We start from the raw sequence: 3,442 nt of genomic DNA on the forward strand, positions 1-3,442 counted from the left end.
TGCCCTAGAGTAATAAAAAAACACCCCTTTGGGGTGTTTTTTTATATCAATTGTTTGACAATTTTATTGAATAGTGTCCCAAACTGATACTTTGCTGTCCCAAACTGCACTTAATTGATTCTTATAAAAACGTAATATAAAACTCAAGAAAATGAACAATAGAACTAAGTGGAGTGCTCCACTTAAAAGGAGTTGGCAGCATGAATGCTAAAGTGAATATTTCTAATCGTGCAGGTGCAAGTTTTCCAGTACGTCGTATGAATTTTGACTTCGATCAAGTCCCTGAATATTGGATGAATGGTTCAGCAGGACTTACACATTTTATGACGGCGTTATCTGCATTATTCCCAGATGGTGAAAAATTATTTATCGACGCTGTACGTGCTGTACGTTATCACCCAACAATTAAAGATAATGCGGAATTACAGAAAGAAATTAGTGCGTTTATTGGTCAAGAGGCGATGCATACGCAGGAGCATGTAAACTTCAATGCTTCTGCTCAAAAATACGGTCATGATGTACGATCTTTAGAACAGATTACTGGGCGTTATATTCAATTTGCGCTTAAAAACTTTTCTAAAGTTGTGAAGCCTTTTGGAATGACTAGAGAAATGGTTGATTTAACTGCAACCACAGCTTTAGAACATTTTACAGCTACGATTGCTTCTGAATTGTTGCGTAATCAGCACATTCAGGACTTAATGACCGATGAAACCATGTCTTATATGTGGTTCTGGCATGCTGTTGAAGAAAATGAACATAAAGCAGTTGCTTATGATGTTTATGAGGCAGTGTTTGGTAAAGGTCTTAAAGCTTATAGTTTACGTACTACGGCACTGGTTTTTGCGATGGCATTAATTTTTATTCTTCAATCATACTTCACTTTGCGTTTGCTTCAACAAGATAAGAAGTTGAATCTGAAAGAGCTTGGTATGATTTATAAATATGGTTATAGCCCATCAAAAGGAATTATTACAGGTATGGTGGGTGAAATGTTGGCTTATTTCAGACCTCGTTTTCATCCAAATGATTTAGATACAGTTCAATTACTTAAAGATTGGAAAGCAAAGTTAGGTCTGTAATTCAATTTTGAAATTACTTTGAGAGAAAGGGCGCAATATTGTTGCCCTTTTTTATACATGAAAATTAAATTTAAAATAAATTGTCTTAAATGACATGTCCTAAGATGATGCTTTTGTGACCTTATATGCACTTATTTCATGCATGTGAATCAGCGTATAACTATAAATAGATCATGATTATTCAAAAAATGTTTTAGGAGAACGGTATGAACGCTAAAGTCAATATTTCAAACCGAGCTGGTGCAAGCTTCCCTGTACGTCGAATGGATTTTGAATTTGGTGAAGTACCACGTTATTGGGCAAATGGTGATGCGGCATTGACACATTTTATGACCGCACTTTCTGCACTGTTCCCTGAAGGTGAACAATTCTTTGTGAATAGTACTCGCGCTGTTCGAAATGATCCTAAACTTGCTGATCCAAAATTACAAAAAGAAATCAGTGCATTTATTGGTCAAGAAGCGATGCACTCTAAAGAACATTTGGCTTTTAATGCATCAGCACAAGCCTATGGTTATGATGTACGAAAATTGGAAGCCCAGACTGGTAAAGTGATAGATACCGCAGCTACGATTATTTCAACTGTAATGAAACCGTTCGGTTTTACTAAAGAAATGATTGGTCTAACGGGGACATGTGCTTTAGAACATTTCACGTCTACGATCGCGGAAGAACTGTTGAGCAATCCAGATATTCAGGCAATGTTCCAAGATGAAACAATGTATCACCTTTGGATGTGGCATGCGGTAGAGGAAAATGAACATAAAGCTGTTGCCTTTGATGTGTACGAGGCAATGTATGGTCAAGGTGTTAAAGCTTATTTTATGCGCTCGTTAGCTTTGGTTATTGCGATGGGGCTTATCTTTATCACTCAATCCTATTTTACAGCGACATTACTCAAAACCGATGGTAAGTTGACATGGCGTGATACCAAATACATGTTGAAGTTTATGTATGGTTATAAAGGTTTTATGACACGTCAAATACCAACATTACTCGCATTCTTACGACCAAATTTCCATCCTAATGATGATGATACGACTGAACTGTTGAATAAATGGCGTGCGGAATTAGGTTTTAATCCGAACTAAAATGATGGGCAATTTAGATTGCCCATTTTTTTATTCAAATTTTGGTTTAAATTACTGATAATCTGCATCAGTATTTTATAGAGTAATAAATCGTGATTCGATTGATGCAGGAAAGTGATCTAGAAAGCGTCTTCACCATTGAGCGTTTAGTGCAAACTCATCCATGGTCGAAGCAGCAATTCCAAGAATCTTTAGCTTCTTATCAATGTACGGTATATGAACAGGCGGATCAGATAGTCGGGTTCTGTATTTTGCAACCTGTGTTAGATGAAGCAAACTTATTATTGATGGCGATCCATCCAAGTCAGCAGGGTAGAGGTCTTGGATACGAGTTGCTCGATTATTCTATCCAGCACTTAAAGAATGATCCGATTCAGATTTTTTTAGAAGTGCGTGAAAGTAATGCAGCGGCAATTCGTTTGTATGAAAAGTCAGGTTTTCATCAAATTGATTTACGTAAAAACTATTATCCAAATGTCGATGGTTCAAAAGAGCATGCCGTGATTATGGTCAAAACATGCACTGATGATTTTGCAGCTTTATTTAATAATTAAATTATTCCACTCAGAGGGTAGTGTACTCATCAAAGAGTTACCGAGTTGCTGGATTTCATTGTTTGCAAGAGGACGATTGAGTCGGCGCCACTGCCCATCGAGTAATAATTCGAGTGGCGTATATTGCGATTTATAATTCATCTTGGATGAGTGCGGTACCCAATAGCCTAAATAGAGATAATCAAGATTCAGCGTTTTAACGTATTCGATTTGCTTAAGAATCGCAAATACGCCCAAGGAGCGACGTTGTTCATCTGGATCGAAGAAAGTATAAACTGCAGATAAACCATCATCCATTAAATCACAGGTTGAAACACCAATTAATTTTTGGTCTTTCCATAATTCGATAAAAAAGCTTTCCGTACAACTATGTACTAGAAATTTCTCAAATTGATCTAGTGTTGCTGGATACATATCGCCATCTGCATGGCGTTCATTGATATAACGCTCATACAAATCGTAATGTTGTTGGGTCGCTTGTGAGGTCGGTAAGATACTCATTTGTAAATCTTGGTTGCGCTTCCATGCCTTTTTTTGGCTGCTATTCATTTTGAATTCTTGAACTGGTACGCGACAAGATAAACATTGACGGCATAAATGACATTCGGGACGATAAATAAAATCACCACTGCGGCGAAAACCGACACGTGAGAGTTCCGATAATGTCACTACGTCAATTCGATGAATTGGGTCTAAAAATACCATACGGGCTGTG

The 3,442-nt window shown here is 37.2% G+C and carries 4 protein-coding genes; 3 read left to right on the top strand and 1 reads right to left on the bottom strand.

The window, feature by feature from the left end:
* Nucleotides 1-200 precede the first annotated feature (200 nt).
* The 3 genes from HMPREF0023_RS09555 (at nucleotide 201) to rimI (ending at nucleotide 2,727) form a co-directional block, all read left to right on the top strand.
* Nucleotides 201-1,082, top strand: a complete 882-nt coding sequence (locus HMPREF0023_RS09555) for a metal-dependent hydrolase (RefSeq protein ID WP_005091382.1) — start codon at nucleotides 201-203, stop codon at nucleotides 1,080-1,082.
* A gap of 206 nt (nucleotides 1,083-1,288) precedes the next feature.
* A complete protein-coding gene (locus HMPREF0023_RS09560) occupies nucleotides 1,289-2,173 on the top strand; it encodes a metal-dependent hydrolase (RefSeq protein WP_004638188.1) in 885 nt (294 codons plus the stop codon).
* A gap of 92 nt (nucleotides 2,174-2,265) precedes the next feature.
* The gene (rimI, locus tag HMPREF0023_RS09565) at nucleotides 2,266-2,727 is read left to right on the top strand and encodes a ribosomal protein S18-alanine N-acetyltransferase (RefSeq protein ID WP_190319062.1); all 462 of its coding nucleotides are present in this window, start codon (nucleotides 2,266-2,268) and stop codon (nucleotides 2,725-2,727) included.
* Here rimI and HMPREF0023_RS09570 read toward each other — a convergent pair.
* A partial coding sequence (locus HMPREF0023_RS09570; protein WP_155757173.1) for an arginyltransferase occupies nucleotides 2,713-3,442 on the bottom strand: 730 nt, incomplete at its 5' end. The genes rimI and HMPREF0023_RS09570 overlap by 15 nt on opposite strands.

The sequence above is a fragment of the Acinetobacter sp. ATCC 27244 genome (assembly GCF_000156555.1).
Classification (GTDB): Bacteria; Pseudomonadota; Gammaproteobacteria; order Pseudomonadales; family Moraxellaceae; genus Acinetobacter; species Acinetobacter haemolyticus.